Genomic DNA, 23,296 nt, shown 5'->3' with positions numbered 1-23,296 from the left:
GCCCCACCAGCGCCCGGCGTGGCGTTGTCCGAAGACGACCCACACGCGGCCAACGCCACCGCCACAACCCCCACCAACGCCACCGACACCACCGAAGCAACAGACCTGTTGCGCATTACTCCTCCTAGATCAGAAACCAGACCCCACACCACACCCGGCGCAGAACCCGACACACCGACACCACCACGGCCCCGGCAGCTCCCAACACACAAAAACCCGCAGAATCAACCCACGGGGGTGCCAGCCCCCGCTGGTCGACCTGGTCTCAGACGTCGCAGTGACATCGGCTATCTGTCCTTGTCACTGACCGTCGCTGGGACGTCCTGCCCCGACGTTCCGTCGGTCGCCACGTCCGACTCGACCACCTGCACGTCGAGACCTGTCGCACGCAGCTCTTCCACTTGCTGGGCGTCCGCCGAGGCACCGGTCAGCAGCAGGTCGACATCGTCGACCGAGCAGATCCGAGCCAGCGACGTCGCACCGATCTTGCTGCCGTCGGCCACGAGGACGCTGCGGCGCGATGCTGCCAGCATCCGCTGCTTCATCGTCACCTCAGGCAGGTTGATGTTGGTGACTCCCGCGCGCCGGTCAACTCCGTTGCAGCCCAGGAACACCAGGTCGGTGTGCAGACGCTCGAGCACGAGCGCTCCCATCGGGTCGACGAGCGAGTGCTGCATCCGGCGCAGCGTGCCACCGGTCACCAGGACGGCGTAGCGGTCGAGCGCCGCTTCCATCTCGACCGCGATGGTCAGGCTGTTGGTCACGATGGTGACCGACTCGAGGTCGGCGCGAGCGACGAGGGCACGGGCGATCGCTGTCGTGGTCGTGCCGACGTCCAGGATCACCGTCTGCCCCGAGGAGACCAGGGCCGCCGCGGCCGCGCCGATCGCGGTCTTCTCCTGGGCCTCGGCGCCCTCGCTCTCCTCGAACGGGCGCTCCGCCTGGCTGACCCGCGAGGCGAGAGCCCCGCCACGCACCCGCTGGGCCAGGCCCCGTGCTGCCAGCCCGTCGACGTCCGCGCGCGCGGTGACGTGGGAGACGCCGAACGCGTCCGCAAGCTCACCGATGGGCACGAACCCGCGCTCGGTGATCATGGCCAGGGCCCTCCGACGGCGTAGCGCTGCCGGCAGCTCCACGGCGCCGAAGGACTTCTCTGTCACGACGAGGAGGCAACCACGTGCCGGGTCGTCGCGTCAAGAGCCAAATTTGCATTGCGCTTGCGTTTTCGGAACCCATACTCGATCACCTCCCGCACGAACGCCTGCCGTGACCAGGTTGTGACTTTCGGTTCGGACAGTCGGTTGGCTTTCGAAACCGTCACGCACGATGTCGGGGAAGGCTCGCAAACAGACGTATGCCGTTCGGTTCGCCCCCGACATGCCCAAGACCGCACGCTTTCCAACATTATCTGTTTAGATTCAGACATCCGCGGTGGGATCCTCGCAGACGACCCGGGGGCCGCGGCAGTCCCGTCTCGCAGGAGGAACCATGCTCGCCCGCCAGCGCCAGGCCGCGATCCTCGAGTACGTGCGCGAGCATGGCGGCGTCCGCGTCGTCGACCTCACCCAGCTGCTGGGCGTCTCCGACATGACGATCCGACGCGACCTCGACGTCCTGGCGGGCCGGGGGCTGGTCGACAAGGTCCACGGCGGCGCCACGGTGGTCGACATGGTGACGACGGAGGAGCCGCAGTTTGCGACGAAGGCAACGCGCGAGCACGAGGAGAAGGAGCTCATCGCCCTCGCGGCCGCACGTCTCGTCCAGCCCGGCTCTGCGATCGCGCTCTCCGGAGGGACGACCACATGGGCCCTGTCGAAGCACCTGGTCTCCATCCCCGGCTTGATCGTCGTGACGAACTCCCTTCGTGTAGCAGGCGAACTGCACAACGCCCCGGGTGACCGGACGCTGATCCTGACCGGCGGTGTGCCGACGCCTTCCGATGCCCTCGTCGGTCCGGTTGCCGACATGGTCATCCGGTCTCTGCGCTACGACCTGCTCTTCCTGGGTTGCCACGGCATGGACGAGACCGCCGGCCTGTCGACGCCGAACCTGGCCGAGGCCCAGACCAACCGCGAGCTGGTGCACAACGCGAAGCGGGTCGTCGTGACCGCGGACCACACGAAGTGGGGGATCGCGGGGCTCAGCTCGTTCGCCGAGCTCGAGCAGATCGACGTGCTCGTCACGGACGCCGGCATGCCGACCGCGGCGAGGGAGGCACTCGCCGAGCGGGTGGGCCAGCTCGTCATCGCGGACTCCGTGGCGTGAGGGACGCCTGAGTCACGCCGGCCGAAAGGACGTTTCGTGAGACGCCCAGGCTCGAAGTCTTGACACACTCGATCGAAAACCTGCAAAGTCAAACACGTCTTCACACATTCGAACCATGCGACCTTGCTTCGCATGAGTCCCTCAACGGAGAGGCACCATGTCACGTTCGAAGCCTCCATCAACCCGAGCCCGTCGACTGACCAGTACGGGCACCACGTTGGCCATGATCTCCACGGTCGCCATCGGCGCCGGTCTGGCCCTTCCTGGCGGTGCATCCGCCGCGACCGTGACCGCCTCGGCGGGCGCCCAGAGCGCTCCGTCGACCGGAGCATCGACGCACACCGTGACGTTCGACAAGTACTCCCTGATGCTGGACGGGCAGCGGATGTACATCTGGTCCGGTGAGTTCCACTCGTTCCGGCTCCCGAGCCCTGACGAGTGGCGCGACGTGCTGCAGAAGCTCAAGGCAGAGGGCTACAACGCCGTCTCGCTCTACTTCGACTGGGCGTACCACTCCCCCAAGCCCGGTGTGTACGACTTCACGGGCGTGCGTGACATCGACAATCTCCTCGACATCGCGCAGGAGGTCGGGCTGTACGTCATCGCCCGTCCGGGCCCCTACATCAACGCCGAGACCAACGGCGGTGGGTACCCGGGCTGGCTCACGACCCAGTCGGGCAAGGCGCGCAGCGACGCCCCCGACCACCTCGCGGCAGCCGACGAGTGGCTGGGCCAGATCGACGCGATCCTCTCGCGCCACCAGTACACCGACGGCAGGGGCTCGGTGATCCTCTACCAGATCGAGAACGAGCTGGACGCCACCGGCACCGCCCAGAAGAACTACATGAAGCACCTCTACGACAAGGTGCGCGCCGACGGCATATCCGTGCCGATCTTCCACAACGACAAGGGCCGTAACGGCAAGTGGGTCCCCGCCGGCAGCAACGTCAGTGGGACCGTGGTGGGCCCCAACGACCTCTACGCGTTCGACGGGTACGGCGGTGGCTCGTGCCACACCAACAACACGCCGGGCTCGCCGACGGCAGCGCCCGACTGGGGCATCTGGGGCTCCGGTGGTGCGACCGGTGGATCGACCGCCTCGCCGAACACTCCAGGGTTCGTCGCAGAGCGTGGCGGCGGCTGGTTCGACTTCTGGGGCGGCCCTGGCAGCTACGACTGCATGTCGCTGCAGGAGGGCTCCGGGTACGAGCGGGTCACCTACGGGACCGACATCGCCAACCGCCTCTCCATCCACAGCGTGTACATGAGCTTCGGTGGCACGTCGTGGGGCTGGCTGCCGGCACCGGTCGTGTACAGCTCGTATGACTACGGCGCCTCCATCAGCGAGGCGCGGCAGATCCGACCCAAGGCCACCACGATGAAGCAGCTCGGCCTGATGGTGCAGAGCGTCAGCCCCATCACCAAGGTGGACAAGGGCAACACGGTCACCCCGTCGAGCACCGCGATCAAGATCTACAACGACGTCAACCCGGACACCGGGACGCACTTCTACATCGCGATGCACAACCCGTCGACCGCCACGACCAACAACACGTTCACGTTCCCTGTCCAGACCGCCGACGGCAGCTACTCCGTGCCGCAGCAGGGAACGCTGCGGATCAACGGTCAGGACTCGAAGATCCTGGTCGCTGACTACGACCTCGACTCTGCCGCAGGCGAATCGAGCCCGCACCTGGTCTACTCGACGTCGCAGATCATGACCCACCTGAACACCTCGACCGGCCAGCTGGCGCTGCTCTACGCGCCGAAGGGCGAGGACGGCGAGACGGTGCTTCGCTACAGCGACGAGCCGAGCCTCCAGGTCCTCAGCGGCTCTGTGAGCAGCAGCTTCGACGCCGCGACGGGCGACCTGCGGCTGGACTACACGCACGACGGCGTGGCCGAGGTGCGCATCACCGGGGGTGGCCGCGCTCCGGTAACCCTGCTGCTCACAGACACCGACACGGCCGGCACCTTCTGGCAGACCGACACCGCCACCGGGCCGGTCCTGGTCCGCGGGCCGGAGCTGGTCCGCAACGCGACCCTGCAGGGGGCGAGCCTGCACCTCACGGGCGACACCAAGGATGCCGCCGACCTCGAGGTCTGGACGCCGGCCGGAGTCTCCTCGGTCGTGTGGAACGGCCAGACCGTCCCGACAACCCCGCAGCCGGGGGGAAGCCTTCAGGCCAGCAGCCAGCTCGGCGGCGCAGTGCCGGTGACGCTTCCGGACCTGAGCCAGGCGACCTGGAAGACGGCAGCGGACTCGGCGGAGTCGGCTCCAGGATTCGACGACTCCTCCTGGCAGGTCGCGATCAAGACGTCGACGAACTCCACCACGAAGCCTCCGGCCGGGCAGCCAGTGTTGACTGCCGACGACTACGGGTTCCACCAGGGCGACGTGTGGTACCGCGGGCACTACACGGGTGCCTCGAGCGCCAGCACCATCGCGCTGTCCTACGGCGGCGGCGGGGCCGGCATGCTGCAGACGTGGCTGGACGGGGTCTACCTCGGACAGAACGTCCTCGGCTCAGGCGTCGCCAGCCCGCCCACCCGCGGCACCGCCACCTTCACGGTGCCCGAGGCCCTGCGCACCGACGGTGACCACGTGCTCTCCGTCATGGTCCGCAACAACGGCCACAACGAGGACGGTGGGGTCAACGACGCTCACAAGGAGGGTCGCGGACTCATCTCGGCGGCATACACCGACGCCACCGGCGCGGCCGCTCAGCCGGCCATCACGTGGCGGGTCCAGGGGAACCTCGGAGGCGAGGACATCGTCGACCCGGCCCGTGGCGTGATGAACGCCGGTGGACTCTTCGGCGAGCGGCACGGCTGGCACCTGCCCGGCTACGCAGACGACTCCTGGTCCAGCACCACGCTGCCACAGAGCAGTGCAGCACCGGGCACCACGTGGTACCGCACGAACGTCACACTCGACGTCCCGCCCGAGGACGACTCGTCCATCGGCATCACGATCGGGGACCCCGGCACCGCACACTCCAACGCGAACTACCGGGCCCTGATCTACGTCAACGGCTGGAACGTCGGGCAGTACATCGCCAACGTCGGCCCGCAGCACACCTTCGTGGTCCCGAACGGCATCCTCAACACGCACGACCAGAACACGATCGCCCTGGCCGTGACGAGTGACGGCGGGCCCGGCAACGGTCCCGAGAAGGTGACGCTGACCGACCTGGGCACCGTCCGGGGCGGCGTGAAGGTCCGCCAGGTCAACGCCCCCAGCTGGAACGCCAAGGTGTACGGCCAGCCGACGCTTCCCGGTCGCGCCTCGGTGACCCCGCTGGCGAGCGACGACATCGCGGCACACCCGAAGGCGGGCGACACGTTCACCGTCAACGGCACGGTGCGCAACGACGCAGCTGCCACCATGACCGACGTCGCGGCGGCCCTGGCCGTGCCCAGCGGCTGGACTGCGACACCGGTCGACGCGGCTCCGGCCACCCTCGCGGCGGGCGCCTCGGCGCCGCTGAGCTGGCGGGTCACCGTCGGTGACGACGCTGCGGGCGGCGCCTACTCGGTCGCAGCCCTGGTCACCTACGGAGGGGGCGACTCCGCGTCACGGACGGGGGCGGCATACTCCCTCACGCTCCAACAGCGCGGGCTCACCTACCTCAGCGACCTGCCCTTCGTGTCGGCGACCAACGGCTACGGCCCGGTCGAGCGCGACACGAACGTCGGTGGCAACGGCGCCGGCGACGGCACGCCCATCACCATCCGTGGGGCGACGTACGCCAAGGGCATCGGCACGAACTCGGTGAGCAGCGTGGTGATCGACCTCGGTGGTGCGTGCACGTCCTTCAGCACTGACGTCGGTCTCGACGACAGTGCCGGCGGCAAGGGCAGCGTCACGTTCACCGTCCTCGCCGACGGCAGCACGGTGGCCGCCTCCGGCCCCATGACCGGCACCAGCGCGGCCAAGACACTGACCGCGGACGTCACCGGCGTGCAGCAGCTGACCCTCCAGGTCGGCGACGGCGGAGACGGAAACGGTCACGACAACGCCGACTGGGCAGGCGCTCAGGTCATCTGCAACGGCTGAGCTGCCCCGGCAACACACCGAGCAGTCGCAAGGTTCGACGGAAATAACCGCCGAACCTGGCGACTGCTCGGTGTGTTGCGGGGTGGATCGCGTGGGCTGGATCGCGTGGGCTGGATCGCGTGGGGTCAGGGGGTGAGGCCGACCAGCGTCGCCAGCCGGGCGCGGTGTCGCCCAGGGGTGCCGAGGGCGATCTGGTCGGACTTGGCGCGCTTGAGGTAGAGGTGTGCGGGGTGCTCCCACGTCATGCCGATCCCGCCGTGCAGCTGCACGGCCTCCTCGGCGGCGAGGACTGCCAGATCGCTGCAGTACGACTGGGCCACCGATGCCGCGACCGGCGCATCCGGATCGTCGGCGGCCAGCGTGGCTGCGGCATACCTGGCGGCCGCCGCGGCCTGCTCGACGCCGGTGTAGAGGTCGGCAAGCCGATGCTTGAGCGCCTGGAAACCGCCGACGACCCGACCGAACTGCCGCCGCTCCTTGAGATAGGCGACGGTCGTCTCGAGACACCAGCGCGCGACGCCGAGCTGCTCCGAGGCGAGCAGCGCAGCGCCTGCATCGAGGGCCCGGCGCAGGGCCGGCTCGGCATCAGCGAGGACCAGCTCCCCGGGCACGCCGTCGAGGCGCAGATCCGCCAGCTGTCGGCTCATGTCGAGGGAGGTGACCGGAGTGACCGTCGCCGCAGACGCGGGCACAGCACAGAGCGCGAGACCACCCGGCCCGGCCACCGGCACCAGGAGCGTGTCGGCCTCACGTGCACCGGCGACGCTGGTGACGACGCCGGTGACCCGACCACCGTCAAGGCGCAGGGCCGTCAGGTCACTGTGCGGGGCGGTCGACCACGGAACCGCCAGCGCCGCGGCGCGCTCCCCCGACGCCAGTTCGGCGACGAGCGGCGAGCCGGACCCCAGCAGGAGTGTGGTGGCCACGACAGCGCTGGTGAGGAACGGCACCGGGGCGACGGCCCGGCCCAGCTCCTCGAGGACGACCGCGGCCTCGCGCGCGGAGGCGCCCTGACCGCCGCGCTCCTCGGGGACGAGCAGGCCGGCGAGGCCGAGGTCGACCGAGAGCGACTTCCACAGTGGCGCCACGACCGACCGGTCACCGTCGTACATGGCCGTCACGGACTGCGCGCCGCACGAGGCGCGAATCAGGTCGCGCACACTGGAGCGCAGGTCCTCCTCGACATCGGTGTAGAGCAGGTCATACTCGGCGGTCTCGCTCATCGCGGGATCTCCTTCCACGGGACGTCCTTGTCGACGCGCGGCTCCGCGGGCAGCCCCAGCACGCGTTCGGCGACGATGTTGCGCAGGATCTCCGACGTGCCTCCCTCGATCGAGTTCCCCTTGGCACGCAGGTAGCGGTAGCCGGCGTCGCGGCCGGTGAAGTCGACAAGGTCGGGCCGGACCATCGTCCAGGCCGAGTAGCGCAGCCCCTGCTCGCCGAGCAGCTCGAGCTCGAGGCCCGAGAGCTGCTGCGCGAGCCGGGCGAAGGTCAGCTTCATCGCCGCACCTTCCGGACCGGGCTGGCCCTGGGCGAGCTTCTGCCGCAACCGTGCTCCGGTGAGCCGAGCGACCTCGGCCTCGACCCAGAGCCGCAGGAGGCGGTCGTGCAGCTCAGGCGTGTGGAGCTCGGGCCGCCCGCGCCAGGTCCGGGAGACGACGCCGACCATGCCACCTTCGCGCGGCGTCGCCCGTCCCCCGATCGCGACGCGCTCGTTGTTGAGCGTGGCGTTCGCCACCACCCAGCCCTGCCCGACGTCGCCGAGCCGCTGGCTGTCCGGGATCCGCACGTCCGTGAGGAAGACCTCGTTGAACTCCGCCTCGCCGGTGATCTGGCGCAGCGGCCGCACGTCCACGCCGGGAGCGGTCATGTCGCAGAGGAAGTAGGTCATGCCGCGGTGCTTGGGGACGTTCGGGTCGGTCCGGGCGACGAGGATCGCGTAGCGTGCGAAGTGCGCGCCGGAGGTCCACACCTTCTGCCCGTTGACGACCCAGCCGTCGCCGTCGCGGACGGCGCGCGTGCCGAGGGCTGCGAGGTCCGAGCCCGCACCTGGCTCGCTGAACAGCTGGCACCAGATCTCCTCGCCGGTCCACAGCGGGCGCAGATAGCGCTGCTTCTGCTCCTCGGTGCCGAACGCGAGGATGGTCGGCGCGGCCATGCCGAGCCCGATTCCGTTGGAGCGCGCCTGGTTGTCGGGCGACCCGGCTTCCACGAACAGCCGGTCGACCTCGGGCTGGAGCGCCTGGTCGACGCCGAGCCCACCGTGCCCGACCGGGTAGTGCACCCACGCGAGCCCGGCATCGAACCGGGCGCGCAGGAAGTCGAGCCGGTCCGTCGTCGCGGGGTCGTGGGTGGTCAGGAACTCCGCCACCCGATGCCGGATCTCCTCCAACACAGCTGCCTCCTCAAGACGTGAACGCTGACAGTCTCGACCAGGACGGCCCGCTTGTCCCTCCGATCCCTATGGGCAGGCACCAGCCGACCGGCCGCGGCCGGCTGGTGCCAGCGACCGTCGTGAGCCCGAAAACCGTTGCGGGAGCGGAGTTTTGGGCTCCACTCCCGCAACGGCTGAGGGGTCTTGCGTCCCCTGGGTCGGTGACGCCGCTACTTGCTGTAGCCGGCGGTCAGGCCGCTGACCAGCTGACGGCGACGGACGACGTAAAGGACGAGGATCGGCAGGGTCGTCAGCACGACCGACGCCAGGATGGCGGGCACGTTGACGCCGTACTGGCTCTGGAAGGACCACACGGCCAGCGGCAGGGTCCGCTTGTCCGGGCTCTGGGTCAGGATGAGCGGGATGAGGAACCCGTTCCAGACCGTGAGGCCGTTGTAGATCGACACGGTGACGAGCGCAGGACTGGTGAGCGGGAACGCCAGCTGCCAGAGCATCCGCCACTCGGTGGCGCCGTCGACCCGCATCGACTCGAACAGCTCCTGGGGCACGTCACGGACGAAGTTGGACAGCACCAGCACCGACAGCGGGATGGCGAACGCGATGGACGGCAGGATGATCGCCAGCAGGCTGTCGTAGAGCTGGAGCTTGATGATGATCAGGTACACCGGGATGATGCACGCCTGCAGCGGGATCGCGAGGCCCATGAGGAAGAGGCCGTTGACGTACCTCAGGAGCCTCCCGCGGCTTCGGACGATCGCGTATGCCGCCATGAAGGAGGCAAACACCGCCGGCACGAGCGTCCCGAAGGCCACGATGACGCTGTTGAAGAAGAACTGCAGGAAGTTGTTGCTCAGGACCGACCGGTAGTTGTCGAGCGTCGGGTTCGTCGGCGGCTGGAGCGGGTTCATCGCGTAGTAGTTGGCCTGCGTCTTGAAGCTGGTGATCACAACCCAGTAGACCGGGATGAGCACGATGAACAGCCAGAGCAGGCCGAAGATGGCACCGCCCCAGTTGGGGCGCTCGTTGCGGCGCCTGCGTCGACCGGACGCGCCCGATCGCGGAGCCTGGGCCGCCGGTGGGGTCTTGGTGTCCGTCGTCGCGGTCGCCATGTCAGGCCCCTTCCAGCTGGCTGGAGGTGTCTCTGCCGCCGCCGATCCGCCGCAGGATCAGGGCCAGGGCCACGCCGACCAGGACGAGGATCAGGGCGATCGCGCTGGCCTGCCCCATGAGGTTGGCCTGGAAGCCGGTCTTGTACATGTCCAGCGCGAGCACCCGGGTGGCATCGCCCGGGCCGCCTTCGGTGAGCACGAAGATCAGGTCGAAGAAGGTCAGGGACCCCACGATCATCAGCGTCGAGGACGCGATGATCGTGTTCTTCAGCTGCGGGAGGGTGATGTTCCAGAACTTGCGGAAACGCCCCGCACCGTCGATCTCGGCCGCTTCGAAGATCGAGTCCGGGATCTGGCGGACCGCACCCTGGTAGATCAGCGAGTGGAACGGGATGAACTGCCAGGACACGATGAACACGACGGTGAAGAGTGCGAGGTTCCCCTGGCCCAGCCAGTCCTGGGAGAGGAAGTCGAGGTGCAGGCCCGCACCCAGCCCGAAGTTCGGGTCGAGCAGCGCCTTGTAGGCCACCGCGATCGCGGCGGAGCTGAGCAGCAGCGGCACGAAGTAGAGGACGGCGAAGAGCGCGCGGTAGCGCTGGTGACCCGCGAGGAAGACACCGATGAGGATGCTGAGAGGCGTCTGGAACGCCCAGGACAGCAACATCACCTCGAACGTCACCAGCAGTGCGTGCGGAAGGCCGGGGTTGCTGAGCGTGGCCCTCCAGCTCGTCAGACCGGTCAGGTGGATCTCACCGATGCCGTCCCACGTCGTGAAGCTCAGCGCGAGCACCCCCAGGAGGGGGATCACGCCGAACGCGAAGAACAGGAAGAAGGCAGGCAGGGCCATCCACCCCACGACGCCGCTCCGTCCGACGTTGGTTGAGGTGCCGGACGGAGCGGTCGTCGTTGGAGCGAGCGTGGTCATGTGCCGATGGTGGCATTCATTGCGGTGGCAAACTGCTGTGGAGTGATCGACAACTGGAAAAGCTTGGCGATGTTGTCGAGCAGCGTCTCGGCGGCCGTCGGGCTCAGAGCCTGGTCCCACGACTGGGCGAACACCTTGGCGTTGCTCGCGACGCCGTAGACGAACTTGAGGAACTCGGCGTCCTTGCCGGTGAACTGGCTGTCCGTCCCCTTGACGATGGGGACCGCGCCGTTGCTGATCCACTCCTTGACCTCGGCGTCATCGAGGACCGCCGTGGAGAAGAACTTCTTCGCCGTCTCCTTCTGGGCCTCGGTCGCCCTGGAGGAGATGGACAGGTACTGACCGGGGTTGCCGACCGTGCTGGTCGGGTCGCCCTTGCCGCCCTCGACCGGTGGGAAGTTCATCCAGCCGAGGTGGCCGCCGGACACGAAGTCGCCGCCCTGCTGCGCCATGCTGCCGTAGGTCCAGGTGCCGTGCAGCATCATGGCTGCCTTGCCCGTGTAGAGCAGCGCCTGGTCGGCGTTGTTGTCGGCGGCGATCGAGGAGAAGCCCTTGCTGAAGCCGTTGGCCTTGACGAGGTTCTGCGCGTAGGTCAGCCCCTGGATGGCGGCCGGCTGCGACCACCCGTCCTTCTGGCCGTCGAAGATCGCCTGGAACACCTCGGTGCCGCCGATGCGGTCGAAGAGGAACTCCAGCCACATCATGTTGGTCCATCGCGACTGCCCCGCCAGGGAGATCGGCGCGATGCCCTTCTCGTTGAACTTCGGCACGAGTGCCATGAGCTCGCCCCAGGACTGGGGCGGCTGGACGCCGACCTGGTCGAACACCGTCTTGTTGTAGAACAGCACGATCGGCTGCACGGTCTCGGCCGGCATCGCGTAGATCTTGCCGTTGACAGTGGCCGCGCCGAAGGACGACGGGAAGAGCCGGTCCTTGACGGCCGAGTTCTGGCTGAACCAGTCGGTCAGGTCCTCGACCTGCCCGGCCTCGACGTAGCTCTTCAGACCGCCACCGCCCCAGCCCCAGATGATGGTCGGGGCCTGACCGGCACCGATGGCCGTCTTGATCTTGGTCTTGTACGCGTCGTTCGCGAACGTCGTGTACTGGATCTGCGTCGACGGGTTCGCGGCGTTGAACCGCTTGACCGTGTTCGTCCTGATTCCCTCACCGGGTGGACCGGTGAGGAACCAGTAGCTGGCGGCAGAACCGCCGCCGCCACCGCCGCCGGTGCCGCCAGTGGCGGCGTTACCGCCGGTGGGTCCGGACGTGCCGCAGGCGGCCAGCCCGACGCCGGCTGTGCCGACAAGTGCGAGGCGGAGGAGATTCCGCCGGGACATCGCGTTGGGGTCCACGCTGACTCCGAACTCGAAGGCCGTGGCCCGCGCCACGGCGAGAGTGAACAGATGACCATGACTTGACTGCACGCCAGGAAGGCATGCAGTCCAGCGTTCCGGACGGGCTGCGAGGCGCCGTCAGGAACGCACGTTATGCGATCGCAAGGGCACGCTATGTTTCGAGAACCGCACTGTCAAGGGGTCTTGTGTTTTCGAGATAAACAAGAAAGAGTTGCCGCCGAATGTGGTTCTCACCAGCGCAGATGTGCGCTGACAGGTGGCTCAGTGCAACCTCACAGGGTTTCGAAAAGTTTCGAAACGTGACACGGGGATACAGCAACGCCGCGGATCCAAGGAGTGCCCATGACAACCGACCCGGCACCGCAAGCCCTCGTCGATACACAACCCTGGCGTGACCCTGCGCGACCCGTGGACGAACGGGTCGAGCTGCTGCTGGCGCAGCTGACCCTCGAGGAGAAGATCGGCCAGCTGGGCAGCCGCTGGGTCGGCTTCGACCTGCAGCCCGAGCTCGCCACCGACGAGGTGGACCAGGACCGCGTCGAGCCATCGTCCGGGTCGACCTCCGAGCCGGAGTCCGCGGTGACGTTCAACGTCGCCCCCATGCAGGATGTCTTCGCCGCCGCCAGCGTCCCCCTCGAGGAAGCCAGCGCTCACGGCCTCGGTCATCTGACCCGCGTCTTCGGCAGCATCCCCCTCACCGTCGCCGAAGGTGCGGCGGAGCTCGTGCGCCAGCACCACGTCGTGCTCGAGAACTCCCGCCTCGGCATCCCCGCGCTGGTGCACGAGGAGTGCCTGACCGGCTTCACCGCCTTCGGTGCGACCGTCTACCCGGCCGCGATCGCCTGGGGCGCCACGTTCGACGCGGACCTCGTCGAGCGGATGGCCGCAGCGATCGGCCGCGACATGGCGGCCGTCGGCGTCCACCAGGGCCTGTCCCCGGTCGTCGATGTCGTGCGGGACTACCGGTGGGGGCGGGTCGAGGAGGCGATCGGTGAGGACCCGTACCTCGTCGCGACGCTGGGCACGGCATACGTCCGGGGTCTGCAGAGTGCCGGCATCATCGCCACCCTGAAACATTTCGCCGGCTACTCGGCGTCGCGCGCCGGCCGCAACCACGGGCCCGTGTCGATGGGCCGGCGCGAGCTGCTCGACGTCATCCTGCCCACCTTCGAGATGGCGGTCGTGCTCGGGTCGGCCGGCTCGGTGATGAACTCCTACTCCGACGTCGACGGCATACCCGCCGGGGCGGACTCCTGGCTGCTCACCGACCTGCTGCGCGAGCAGTGGGGGTTCGAGGGCACGGTCGTGTCCGACTACTGGGCGGTGCCGTTCCTCGCCTCGATGCACCGAGCCGCTCCCGACAACGACACGGCCGGAGCGCTCGCCCTTCGCGCGGGCATCGACGTCGAGCTGCCGAACACCCACGGGTATGGGCAGGGCCTCGTCGAGCAGATCGACGCCGGGAACCTCACGGTCGAGATCGTCGACCGGGCCGCCCGCCGGATCCTCGCGCAGAAGATCCAGCTGGGCCTGCTCGACCCGGACTGGACGCCCGAGGGCTCGGTCGCGGACCCGGACGTCGACCTCGACTCCCAGGCGAACCGGGAGCTGGCCCGGGAGATGGCCGAGCGGTCGGTCATCCTGCTGGACCCGGGCAGCGCGCTCCCCCTCCTTCGCGACGGCCATGACGACGGCCATGACGACGCCCGTGCCCAGCCGAGCCGGATCGCGGTCGTCGGACCCTGCGCCGACGACCCGCGCACCTTCATGGGCTGCTACGCCTTCCCCAACCACGTCCTGCCCCGCTACCCCGGGATCGGCCTCGGCGTGGACGTGCCGTCCGGGGTCGAGGCGCTCCGGGCCGAGCTGCCCGACGTCGAGATCGTCCACGAGCCCGGGTGCCGCGTCCGCGGAAACGACCGGTCCGGCTTCGCCGCGGCCGTCGAGGCCGCGCGCCAGGCCGACCTGTGCATCGCCTACGTCGGCGACCTGGCCGGTCTCTTCGGGCTTGGCACGTCGGGTGAGGGCTGCGACGCCGAGGACCTTCGCCTGCCGGGCGTGCAGGCCGACCTGCTCGAGGCGCTGCTCGAGACCGGCACACCGGTCGTGGTCGTCGTGGTCTCCGGCCGCCCGTACGCCCTGGGTGATGTCCATGGCCGGGCCGCGGCGCTGGTGCAGGCCTTCATGCCCGGCCAGCGTGGCGGCGAGGCGATCGCGGGCGTGCTCTCGGGTCGGGTCCAGCCGTCGGGCAAGCTCCCCGTGCAGGTCCCCCGCAAGGCCGGGGGCCAGCCCAGCACCTACCTGCAGCCGGCCCTCGGCAGCCAGGAGAGCGCCGGGATCACCAGCCTGGACTCGGCACCGTTGTTTCCCTTCGGTTTTGGCCGGTCGTACACGACCTTCGAGGTCGACGACCTGCGGCTGAGCGAGACCGAGATCGACACCGGCGGCGAGGTCACCGTCTCGGTCCGCGTCCGCAACACCGGCGGTCGCACCGGCACCGAGGTGGTACAGCTGTATCTGCACGACGTGGTGGCCCAGGTGGCCCGGCCGCTGAAACAGCTGGCCGGGTTCACGCGGGTCGAGCTGGAACCCAACGAGGAGAAGGACGTTCGGTTCACCGTGCACGCCGACCGGACCTCGTTCACGGGCATCGCTCTGAAGCGGATCGTCGAACCCGGCGACTTCGAGGTGCTCGTCGGCACCTCCGCGGCCGACCTGCCGTGCCGGGCTACCATCACGATGAGCGGACCCGAACGTGTCGTGGGACACGACCGGCGGCTCGTCACGCCGGTTGAAGTGAGTCGGCGACCAACGTCCCCGGCACGCAGTTAGGAGCCCGACGTGACGTCTGCGACCGAACGCCCCACGCTGGCCACCGTGGCCGCGTCGGCAGGCGTGTCCATCGCCACCGTCTCCAAGGTGATCAACGGACGCGCCGATGTCGCCGCCGGCACTCGTGCCCGCATCCAGGAGCTCCTGCGCCAGCACGAGTACGTCGTGCGCCGTCAGCCTCCTGCACCGGACACCGTCATCGAGGTCTTCTTCCAGGACGAGCTGGTGGCCTACTCCACCGAGATCCTCAACGGCGTGCTGGAAGCCGCGACCGACCTGGATGTCGCCGTCGTCGTCTCCGTCCGCCATGCCGGGGAGGCACGGTTCGAGCCGGCCGACTGGGCCCGCGACCTGGCCGGGGCCGGGCGCACGGCAGTCGTCGCGGTAACGGGCGTCATGTCCGCGGTCGACCTGAGGGTGCTGTCCCGGGCACACGTGCCGATCGTCGTCATCGACGGTCTCAACATGCCGCATGCCCGTGTGACCAGCGTAGGGTCCACGAACTTCGCTGGCGGGGTCGCCGCGACCGAGCATCTGATCTCCCTGGGGCACAAGCGAATCGCCTACATTGCCGGCCCCCAGTCGGCGGCCTGCAACCAGGCCCGCATGCACGGCTTCCGGGCCGCCATGCACGCCGCCGGGCTCCCCGTCATCGAGGACTTCGTGCGTTCCGAGCCGCAGTTCTACCCAGGCGGCGTCGCCGGCGCGACCTGGCTGCTGGAACGGCCGGACCCACCCACAGCGATCTTCGCGTTCAGCGACGAGATGGCGCTCGGCGTGCTCGAGGCCGCGCGATCCCGAGGCATGCGGGTGCCCGAGGACCTCAGCGTCGTCGGGTTCGACGACACGCAGATGGCCCGGGTCTCGTCGCCACCGCTGACCACGGTCCGCCAGCCGCTCCGGCAGATGGGCGCCGTCGCCCTGCGCTCCGCTGTGCAGCTGGGCGGCGGAGCCAAGCTCGACTACAACCACGTCGAGCTCGCCACCGAGCTCGTCGTCCGCGGCTCGACCGCCCCGATCGCAGGGAGCTGACAGGTGACCACGACCCACCCCCACTGGCCGGAAGCGTTCACCTTCGGGGTGGCCACGGCGGCATACCAGATCGAAGGAGCCGTCCACGAGGACGGCCGCGGCCCCTCGATCTGGGACACGTTCAGCCACACCCCCGGCCGGGTGTTCGGGGGCGACACGGGCGACGTGGCGTGCGACCACTACCACCGCTACGCCGACGACGTGGCGCTCATGCGTGACCTCGGCGTCGACAGCTACCGCCTCTCGGTCGCCTGGCCCCGGGTCCAGCCCGACGGCACCGGCCCGATCAACCAGGCCGGGCTCGACTTCTACTCGAGGCTCGTGGACACCCTGCTGGACAACGGGATCGAGCCCGCCATCACTCTGTACCACTGGGATCTCCCTCAGCCGCTGGAGGACCAGGGCGGCTGGACCGTGCGTGACACCGCCCGGCGGTTCGCGGACTACAGCGCGGTCGTCGCCGCCGCCCTCGGCGACCGTGTCCACCGCTGGATCACGCTGAACGAGCCCTGGTGCTCCTCCATGCTGGGCTACTCGATCGGGGTGCACGCGCCCGGACGGCGCGAGGGCGAGGGCGCAGTCGCCGCCGCGCACCACCTGCTTCTCGGGCACGGCCTGGCGGTGCCGGCGATCCGGACGGCCGACCCACGTGCGCAGGTCGGCATCACCCTGAACCTGCAGCCCGTCACCGCTGCCAGCGACAGCCCGCAGGACCGGGCCGCGGCAGACCGCTTCCTCATGAACGCGAACCTGCTCTTCACCGACCCCGTCCTGGCCGGGCGGTACCCCGACCTGGCCCGCGAGGTCTACGCGCCGATCACGGACTTCTCGTTCCTGCAGCCTGACGACCTGACGACGATCGCGGCGCCGCTGGACTTCCTCGGCGTGAACTACTACTTCCCCAGCGACATCGCCCAGGGCCCGTATGCCGTCGACGACCCGTCCCAGCGCACGGCCGCCGACCTCGGTGCCGAGCCCGTGGTCGCGGACGACGCCGAGCGGACCGCCATGGGATGGCCGGTCGAGGCCGACGGTCTCTACCGCCTGCTGACCTGGCTCAAGGCGACCTACCCCTCCCTGCCGCCGATCTACATCACCGAGAACGGCCGCGCCGTCGACGACGTTGTCGACCCCGACGGACACGTGCACGACGCCGACCGGGTGCGCTACCTCGACGACCACCTCCATGCCGTGTCCCGGGCCAGACGCGACGGCGTCGACGTGCGCGGCTACTACTGCTGGTCGCTGCTGGACAACTTCGAGTGGGCCGAGGGGTACGCCAAGCGGTTCGGCGTCGTCTACGTCGACTACGCCACCCAGCAGCGCATCCCCAAGGACAGCTTCACCTGGTACCGCGACCTGATCCGGGCCCGGGGCACCGAGGCCACCTGACGGCATACCACGCGGGTCGAGTGGTCACCTGGGCGCGGCGGCGTGTGAGCCGAGCGACGCGACTGCCACGGCGCGGACACCCAGTCTGACCGGTGCGCTGACAGGCCTTGTCCGGTCGAATGTACGGATCGGACAAAGGAGGCAATTCGCCTTGCCCTCCCGATTTCGGCCCGCCTAGCGTGGCCGGGCCAGACCAGAGGCCCCAACGTCGGGGAGAAGGAGAGCCACGGATGCGCATGTCCATGACCAGAAGGAGGTGGGCAGTCGCTCTGACGGCAGCCGGCCTCCTCGCAGCCACAGCGGCCGGCTCGGCAGGCTCGGCCAGCGCGGCCGGCCATCCAGCCGTGCCACCGCAGCATCGAGACGTGCTGCCGCTGACCCAGTACGTCAACCCGTTCATCGGCACGGCCGTCGCGGCGACCAGCGGGTATGCCGGCAACGACAACCCGGGCGCCAAGGTGCCGTTCGGCTTCACGAACTTCGGCCCCGACATGCCGCGGACGAACTTCAACGGGTCTGGTGGGTACCTGAACCCGCCCACGACCACCACCGGTCGCATCAACTTCTTCAGCCTCACGCACCTGAACGGCGTGGGGTGCCCGGGTCAGGGAACCGTCGGCATGATGCCGGCCTCGACGCCGACCGCCGTGGCTTCGAGCACCGGAGTCCCGACCGGCGTTCCGTTCCACACGAACACCGAGTCGGCGTCGCCCGGCTACTACGGCGTCACCATGGACAACAAGGTCAAGGTGGACCTCACCGCGACGACCCGCACCGGGATGGCCCGCTTCACGTACCCCGACCAGGCCTCCGGGTACTTCTCCATCGACACCCGGCTCAACGGCAACAGCAACCGCCGCACCGAAGCCGGCAAGATCACCCCGGACCACGTGTCCTTGACCGTCAGCGACGACGGACGGGTCCTGTCCGGACAGACGGTCGCGCCGGCATTCTGTACGCCCTATGGCACGCCGTGGAACTCGCCCGTCTACTTCTACGCCGAGCTCGACCGGCCACTCGCCCAGACCGGCGAGGCCGGCGTCAACACGGTGACCAACGGGGCGGCGCTGCTGCACTACGACCTGCCTCCGTCCGACCCGACGCTGACGATGCGTGTCGGCGTGTCTGCTGTGAGCGTCGCGAACGCGAGGCTGAACCTGCACACGGAGAACGCCGCCGCCAGCTTCGAGCAGACCCAGAAGGCGGCGGACGCCGCGTGGAACACCCGGCTCAACACGATCCAGGTGGACCACGCCGCCGACGCGAGCACGCTCACGTCAGCCCAACGAGACAAGCTGGTGAAGTTCTACACGGCCCTCTACCGCGTCTTCGGCTCCCCCACCGTGTACTCCGACGTCAACGGGGACTTCCGGAGCATGGGGGCCACGCGGCCCTTCCCGACCGGCGTCGACACCACCGGCGGCGTCGAGCAGCGCCCGGTCGCCAACGTCGCCGACTACGCCTACACGCGGCCCGACGGGAGCGCGGGCGGGTACACGACGCACTACACGAGCTTCTCCATGTGGGACACCTACCGGTCGCAGGCCCAGCTGCTGGCCCTGCTCGCGCCGAAGGAGTCCAGCGAGATGATGCAGTCGCTCGTCGTCGACGCCCAGCAGTGCGGCGCGTTCCCGCACTGGGTGGACGCCAGCGACGACTCGACGCCGATGGCCGGCGACAACGCACTGCCGGTCCTCGCCGGGGCATATGCCTTCGGGGCCAAGGACTTCGACGTGACCACCGCAGCCCGTCTGGTGAAGCAGTCGGTCTTCGACCCCACGAGCGCGTGCAACAACAACAAGAGCATGAACGGCTCGGAGCAGTACCTTCGTGACGGCTACTACCCGAGCCCCGAGTGGTCCTCGACCAACATCGAGCGCTACAACAGCGACCGGGCAGCCGCGGCATTCCTCGCGTCCGTCCCCGAAGAAGTCCGGACCGACCCGCGCGTCGCCGTGACCCAGACCGACCTCGACAGCCTCTATGACCGAACCGGCTGGTGGCGCAACATCTTCGACGAGGCGAGCGGTCGCATCGCGACGCGTGCCGCGCCGACGACGCCCGGGACGCCCGGTCAGCTGATGCCGGGCACGTTCCACGAGTCCACCGAGCCGAACTACTTCTGGTCGTTCGGGTATGCCTGGACCGACCTCATCAACGCGATCGGTGGAAAGGACCAGGCGGTCGCCCGCCTCAACCGGCTCTTCTCCATCGACAGCTCGCTCAGCACGGTGCCGACCGCCAAGCAGCTCAACGGCGGCCAGGACAGCCAGACCTTCTACATGGGCAACGAGATGGGGATGAACGCGCCCTGGGCCTACAACTGGGCGGGCGCCCCGGCCTCGACCCAGTACATCGTGCAGAAGCTCATGGACGTGACGTTCGGCACCGGACGCGACGGCCTGCCCGGCAACGACGACATGGGTGCCGAGTCGAGCTGGTATGTCTTCGCGGCGCTGGGGATGTACCCCACCGTGGGCACGGCCTCGGGCCTGGCGCTCTCGACGCCCCAGTTCCCAGCCACCACAGTGTGGTTGAAGAACCAGGCCGTTCGCATCGTCACCGACCACGACGCGGTCACGAACCCGTTCATCGGGTCCATGACCATCGACGGCACGGCACAGCAGAGCTCCTGGCTCCCGCTCCGCTCGATCAGGAACGGTGCTGACATCGCCGTCTCGCTCGAAACCGGACCCACCTCGTGGGCGGCTGCCGACTCGCTGACACCACCCTCAGGTGCGGACGCGGACTACACCCGGTCCACGGCCTCCGCCGCCAAGGGGCGATAAGGCGGCCACGGATCGACAAGGAGCTCCTCCGAGGCCCGGTGGGGCTGGTGCGTTCGCACCGTCCCACCGGGCCTCGCTCATACCCGACGTATGCCGGCACGCCGCCCCGTCCGGTTCCGGCCGACAGCGCGCACACTGGACTGATGGTCGTGATGCGCCGACCGGGCCGGCGGACCAACCTCGCGCTGCTCGTGCTCCTTGCCGGGGCTTTCGTCACGGGGTGGCTGGCTTTCGGGGTCGGCACGTCGCCGGAGTCCAGGGTGGTGAGCGTGGTCCACGGGATGCTGGGCCTCGGGATCCTCGTGCTCGCCCCGTGGAAGACCGTGATCGTGCGTCGCGGACTTCGCCGTCGACGCCCGCACGGGCTCGCACTCGCGTTCACCGTCGTCGTCGCCATCAGCCTGGTGGCCGGGGTCTTGCACGCCACGATGGGTCCGCTCGAGGTTGCCGGGGTGAGCGCGCTCACCGTGCACGTCGCTTCTGCGGTCGCGGCCGTGCCACTCGCGCTGATCCACGTGGTCCATCGGCGGCAGCGCCTCCGCGCCAGCGACCTGTCCAGGCGAACCGCATTGCGCGCGATCGCCGTCGGCGGTGTCGCGGCGCTCGTGTACGGCGCAGTCGAGTCCGCAACATCCGTTGCCGGTCTGCCCGGCGCGCGTCGCCGCGCGACGGGGTCGTATGAGACTGGGACCGGCGCACCGTCCGCGCTGCCTGTCACCCAGTGGTTCACTGACGGTGTCCCCCTGATCGACCCAGCGGCATACACCTTGCTGGTGAGCCGGCCCGGCGAGCCGCCCCTGGGGGTCTCATACGCCGAGCTGCTCGCGATGGCCGTCACGACCGAGTCCGCGGTCCTGGACTGCACCGGTGGATGGTGGGCCGAGCAGACCTGGCGCGGCGTCCGGCTGGACTCCCTGCTCGGGGTCCCGCCCGACGGCTCGATCGCGGTGCGCTCGGCGACCGGGTACACCAGACGCTTCCCAGCTGCGGACGCAGGTGCGCTCTTGCTCGCGACGCACGTCGGCGGTGCGCCGCTGTCGCCCGGTCATGGCGCGCCGGTTCGGCTGGTCGCGCCGGGACGCCGTGGGTTCTGGTGGGTCAAGTGGGTCGAGCAGGTGAGCGTCGAACCGAGGCCTTGGTGGGCGCAGTCGCCCTTCCCCCTGCAATGACCCGACTGCTCGTCGGTGATGAGGCCGCCCGAACCGTGGCCCGTCCGCCCCGGTCGAGTGAGCGCCCGGTCACTCCCGTCACAGCAGCCCGCCCGAAACCTGGCCTGTCCACCGGCTGCACTGCCGCAGCCAAAAGCCAATGCCCGCAAGCGTTCTAGCCGACCACCATGTGCTGTCGCCCGTCGATCCGCTCCCGGGCCATGTCGAGATGGCCGGCATGGGTGGCCGTCTCCATGAGGAGCCTGAACACGCACTCACGTGCATCGGCGAAGCGCGGGAAGGGAAAGACCTCTTCCGGCGGCCACCAGCCAGGGGGTGCGTCGAGATCGACCTCCGTCAGCAGTCCGTCGCTCCGGCGCACCCAGTGCCGGTACTCAGCAACGGCGGCCGCGCCGGACGTCACCGGAACCTGCCAGCCGTCCTGGATCAGACCGATGCACTCCTCGTCTGAGCCGAGGATCGCGCCGATCCAGAAGATCTCGTCGTCGTACGTGAGGTGGTTGAGCAGCTGCGCCATCGACCATCCTGAAGGCGCGACCACGCCCATCAGGTCCATCTCGCTGAGGCCGTCCACGGTGGCCAGGACGTGACGTCGTTCGGCGGCGAGACGGGCCAGCAGGACATCACGTTCGCGAGTCATCTCGCCACCCTAGATCGAGCGCGTCTCGGAGCCGCCCGGACCTCATCCCCTCGCGACGCCCGCTTCTCTCGGATCCACCCTGCCTCTCACATCGGCTGACCTTTCCATCGCCCGCCCGTTGCTCCCACCCTCCTTTCGCGTCTGCTCACCTCCGCTCCCCGGGTATGCCGTGGGCGCTGGGTTCGCGCCACGCCCTTCTCGCGGGGCGCGACCCTCTACCGCGCCGCGTGCCTGCTGGTCACAGCGAGCCATGTCGGTAGGTCTGCTGGTTCTGGTGGTGATCACCACCAGAACCAGCACACCTAGCGGCAGCCCAACCCGCACCCGGCGGCCGGACCGCTGCCTCGCCAGCCACAACACTGGACGTTTACCTGTCAGTGACCGCGTTTGCGTTCGGTTGTCAGTGGCCGCTTCTATCCTGGAGACATGCACACCGGCACCCCGACCCAACGCGACACGACACCCCACGGCACGCCCGTCACCGGTGCCCCCGCGACCGGCGCGCGCGGGATCGGTGCACCCGGAACCGGTGGGCCCCGATCTGGCGAGTCGGGTGGGCCCGACCCAGCCAGCGGCCGCTGGCAGGCGCCCGGTCCCTGCCACGCACCTGATCCCGGCGACGCGGCCGGTCGCGACGGGGGTGATCCGGCCGGGCTGGTCGGGACCCTCGGGTCGATGCTGGCCACGATGCAGCACGCCCTGCGGGTCTCGCCCTGGTCGCTGTCCGAGACCGACATCGGCCAGGCCCTGGGCCAGGCCCAACAGCTGCGCGCGCTGGCCGACACCCTGACCGCGGTCCTGGCCGCCGAGGCCGACACCCGCGGCCTGGGCACCACCGACGGGCTGTCTCGGCCCGACTGGCTGCGCACCATGGCCCCGGACCTGGACCCCGCCACCGCCCCCGCGCTGGCCCGGGTCGCCGCCGCGATGCGCCCCGACCAGCCCCGCTGGGCCGCGCTGGCCACCGGGGTCAGCACCGGCCGGGTCAGCACCAGCCAGGCCGCGCTGATCCTGCGGCTGCACGACGACCTTTCCCCGGGTCGCGGACCCCGAGCACCTGGACGCCATCACCGATGCGATGCTCGACTCCTGCGACGTGCTCACCGTGCGCGAGCTGGCCCGGCTCGCCGCGCACGCCCGCGCCTCGCTCACACCCCCCGCCGAGCTCGACGCCAACGACACCGCCATGCGGCTCGGGCGCGCCCTGACCCGGATCCGGGCCACCACCACCTGGACCGTGAATCGCCCCGGGTCTGGTGGAGGGTCTGATCCCACGAAAGGGTGGAGTCATGCCTGTTCCGAGGAAGTACACGGACGAGCTGCGTGAGCGCTC

The 23,296-nt window shown here is 69.3% G+C and carries 15 protein-coding genes; 8 read left to right on the top strand and 7 right to left on the bottom strand.

What is annotated here, in order from left to right; translation table 11 throughout:
- Positions 1 to 287: 287 nt before the first annotated feature.
- Entirely contained in the window at positions 288 to 1,160 is an 873-nt protein-coding gene (locus ACWEOW_RS25150; RefSeq protein ID WP_452271993.1) for a DeoR/GlpR family DNA-binding transcription regulator, read from the bottom strand.
- 328 nt (positions 1,161 to 1,488) lie between these two features.
- On the opposite strand from ACWEOW_RS25150, the gene ACWEOW_RS25145 reads away from it, so the two are divergent.
- Entirely contained in the window at positions 1,489 to 2,265 is a 777-nt protein-coding gene (locus ACWEOW_RS25145; protein ID WP_452271992.1) for a DeoR/GlpR family DNA-binding transcription regulator, read from the top strand.
- 223 nt (positions 2,266 to 2,488) lie between these two features.
- Positions 2,489 to 6,325, top strand: coding sequence for a beta-galactosidase (locus ACWEOW_RS25140; protein WP_452271991.1), 3,837 nt, complete (start codon positions 2,489 to 2,491; stop codon positions 6,323 to 6,325).
- 125 nt (positions 6,326 to 6,450) lie between these two features.
- Here the strand turns inward: ACWEOW_RS25140 and ACWEOW_RS25135 are convergent, their stop codons facing one another.
- From ACWEOW_RS25135 to ACWEOW_RS25115, 5 genes are all read right to left on the bottom strand, one after another.
- The gene (locus ACWEOW_RS25135) at positions 6,451 to 7,548 is read right to left on the bottom strand and encodes an acyl-CoA dehydrogenase family protein (RefSeq protein WP_452271990.1); all 1,098 of its coding nucleotides are present in this window, start codon (positions 7,546 to 7,548) and stop codon (positions 6,451 to 6,453) included.
- Complete coding sequence (locus tag ACWEOW_RS25130) at positions 7,545 to 8,720, bottom strand: acyl-CoA dehydrogenase family protein (protein ID WP_452271989.1); 1,176 nt, start codon at positions 8,718 to 8,720, stop codon at positions 7,545 to 7,547. The genes ACWEOW_RS25135 and ACWEOW_RS25130 overlap by 4 nt, the downstream gene beginning before the upstream one ends.
- A gap of 209 nt (positions 8,721 to 8,929) precedes the next feature.
- Positions 8,930 to 9,829, bottom strand: a complete 900-nt coding sequence (locus ACWEOW_RS25125) for a carbohydrate ABC transporter permease (protein WP_452271988.1) — start codon at positions 9,827 to 9,829, stop codon at positions 8,930 to 8,932.
- A gap of 1 nt (position 9,830) precedes the next feature.
- Positions 9,831 to 10,754 (bottom strand): carbohydrate ABC transporter permease, encoded by a 924-nt coding sequence (locus tag ACWEOW_RS25120; protein ID WP_452271987.1) that lies wholly within the window; start codon positions 10,752 to 10,754, stop codon positions 9,831 to 9,833.
- Entirely contained in the window at positions 10,751 to 12,142 is a 1,392-nt protein-coding gene (locus ACWEOW_RS25115) for an extracellular solute-binding protein (RefSeq protein ID WP_452271986.1), read from the bottom strand. The genes ACWEOW_RS25120 and ACWEOW_RS25115 overlap by 4 nt, the downstream gene beginning before the upstream one ends.
- Before the next feature lie 309 nt (positions 12,143 to 12,451).
- On the opposite strand from ACWEOW_RS25115, the gene ACWEOW_RS25110 reads away from it, so the two are divergent.
- The 5 genes from ACWEOW_RS25110 to ACWEOW_RS25090 all read left to right on the top strand — a co-directional run bounded on the left by ACWEOW_RS25110 (position 12,452) and on the right by ACWEOW_RS25090 (position 21,323).
- Positions 12,452 to 14,941 carry a glycoside hydrolase family 3 N-terminal domain-containing protein gene (locus tag ACWEOW_RS25110; protein ID WP_452271985.1) on the top strand — a complete coding sequence of 830 codons (2,490 nt, stop codon included), beginning with the start codon at positions 12,452 to 12,454 and terminating at the stop codon, positions 14,939 to 14,941.
- A 9-nt stretch (positions 14,942 to 14,950) separates the two neighbouring features.
- Entirely contained in the window at positions 14,951 to 15,973 is a 1,023-nt protein-coding gene (locus ACWEOW_RS25105; protein WP_452271984.1) for a LacI family DNA-binding transcriptional regulator, read from the top strand.
- Between the two features lie 3 nt (positions 15,974 to 15,976).
- Entirely contained in the window at positions 15,977 to 17,365 is a 1,389-nt protein-coding gene (locus tag ACWEOW_RS25100; RefSeq protein WP_452271983.1) for a GH1 family beta-glucosidase, read from the top strand.
- A gap of 230 nt (positions 17,366 to 17,595) precedes the next feature.
- Entirely contained in the window at positions 17,596 to 20,154 is a 2,559-nt protein-coding gene (locus ACWEOW_RS25095; RefSeq protein ID WP_452271982.1) for a glycoside hydrolase domain-containing protein, read from the top strand.
- A gap of 143 nt (positions 20,155 to 20,297) precedes the next feature.
- Positions 20,298 to 21,323 carry a molybdopterin-dependent oxidoreductase gene (locus ACWEOW_RS25090; RefSeq protein WP_452271981.1) on the top strand — a complete coding sequence of 342 codons (1,026 nt, stop codon included), beginning with the start codon at positions 20,298 to 20,300 and terminating at the stop codon, positions 21,321 to 21,323.
- A gap of 154 nt (positions 21,324 to 21,477) precedes the next feature.
- Here the strand turns inward: ACWEOW_RS25090 and ACWEOW_RS25085 are convergent, their stop codons facing one another.
- Entirely contained in the window at positions 21,478 to 21,963 is a 486-nt protein-coding gene (locus ACWEOW_RS25085; RefSeq protein ID WP_452271980.1) for a mycothiol transferase, read from the bottom strand.
- 426 nt (positions 21,964 to 22,389) lie between these two features.
- Between ACWEOW_RS25085 and ACWEOW_RS25080 the strand changes: the two genes are divergently transcribed.
- Positions 22,390 to 23,232 (top strand): hypothetical protein, encoded by an 843-nt coding sequence (locus tag ACWEOW_RS25080; RefSeq protein WP_452271979.1) that lies wholly within the window; start codon positions 22,390 to 22,392, stop codon positions 23,230 to 23,232.
- Positions 23,233 to 23,296: the final 64 nt, after the last annotated feature.

The organism is Monashia sp. NPDC004114 (assembly GCF_053603855.1).
The sequence above is the reverse complement of the archived record's forward strand: the minus strand, read 5'-3'. Positions and strand labels throughout refer to the sequence as shown.

Bases quoted from the DNA above. Each gene is read 5' to 3' on its own strand.
- ACWEOW_RS25145 (WP_452271992.1), top strand. From the start codon at position 1,489: ATGCTCGCCCGCCAGCGCCAGGCCGCGATCCTCGAGTACGTGCGCGAG.
- ACWEOW_RS25140 (WP_452271991.1), top strand. From the start codon at position 2,489: ATGATCTCCACGGTCGCCATCGGCGCCGGTCTGGCCCTTCCTGGCGGT.
- ACWEOW_RS25135 (WP_452271990.1), bottom strand. From the start codon at position 7,548: ATGAGCGAGACCGCCGAGTATGACCTGCTCTACACCGATGTCGAGGAG.
- ACWEOW_RS25125 (WP_452271988.1), bottom strand. From the start codon at position 9,829: ATGGCGACCGCGACGACGGACACCAAGACCCCACCGGCGGCCCAGGCT.
- ACWEOW_RS25120 (WP_452271987.1), bottom strand. From the start codon at position 10,754: ATGACCACGCTCGCTCCAACGACGACCGCTCCGTCCGGCACCTCAACC.
- ACWEOW_RS25110 (WP_452271985.1), top strand. From the start codon at position 12,452: ATGACAACCGACCCGGCACCGCAAGCCCTCGTCGATACACAACCCTGG.
- ACWEOW_RS25095 (WP_452271982.1), top strand. From the start codon at position 17,596: ATGCGCATGTCCATGACCAGAAGGAGGTGGGCAGTCGCTCTGACGGCA.
- ACWEOW_RS25090 (WP_452271981.1), top strand. From the start codon at position 20,298: ATGGTCGTGATGCGCCGACCGGGCCGGCGGACCAACCTCGCGCTGCTC.
- ACWEOW_RS25085 (WP_452271980.1), bottom strand. From the start codon at position 21,963: ATGACTCGCGAACGTGATGTCCTGCTGGCCCGTCTCGCCGCCGAACGA.
- ACWEOW_RS25080 (WP_452271979.1), top strand. From the start codon at position 22,390: ATGCACACCGGCACCCCGACCCAACGCGACACGACACCCCACGGCACG.